This window comes from Pantoea sp. Morm, from assembly GCF_016643525.1.
GTDB classification, from domain to species: domain Bacteria; phylum Pseudomonadota; class Gammaproteobacteria; order Enterobacterales; family Enterobacteriaceae; genus Pantoea; species Pantoea dispersa.
On sequence record NZ_VOQX01000277.1, the window covers coordinates 1 to 668 of the forward strand.

A 668-nucleotide genomic window follows, 5' to 3' on the forward strand; every position below is an offset into this window, starting at 1 on the left:
ACGCATACCGCCAACCACACGGTGTCCTTTCAGTGCATGCAGGCCTGCCTGCAGAGACTCGTCCAGAAACACTTTATCCAACGCGGCATCAGCCAGCTGGAACGGCACGTTCATACGTGAACGGTTAGCAGCAGCAACATCGTTACGGTAGAAGCTGCTGTTATCGATGACGCCATAGAGCAGGTCTGCTTTCGCCTGATTGAACTTATCCATCTCAGCAACACCGCCCTTCTCTTTCAGCCATTTAAATACCAGGCCAGAGAGGTACCAGGCAAAAGTCGGCGGCGTGTTGAACATGGATTCGTTTTCAGCCAGCACCTTGTAATCAAGGATAGACGGCACATAACTTTGTGCTTTGCCCAGCAGATCTTCACGCACCACCACCAGCGTTAATCCCGCTGGACCGATGTTTTTCTGTGCGCCTGCGTAGATCACACCGTAACGGCTGACATCGATTGGGCGAGACATAATGGTTGAAGACAAGTCAGCCACCACGACTTTGTCACCAAAGTCAGGCTCTTCATCGATTGCGATGCCATCAATGGTTTCATTCGGGCAGAAATGCACATAGGCAGCATCATCGTTGAGCTGCCATTCACGCATCGGTAACAAAGCACGTTTACCGTTAAGCGTGGTTTTGACGTCGATGGTGTTCGGGGTGCAATATT

The 668-nt window shown here is 51.2% G+C and carries 1 protein-coding gene; it reads right to left on the reverse strand.

The window, feature by feature from the left end:
* Positions 1-668 (reverse strand): 3-phosphoserine/phosphohydroxythreonine transaminase (gene serC / locus FT726_RS27545; protein ID WP_346303872.1); only part of this gene is annotated, 668 nt, incomplete at both ends.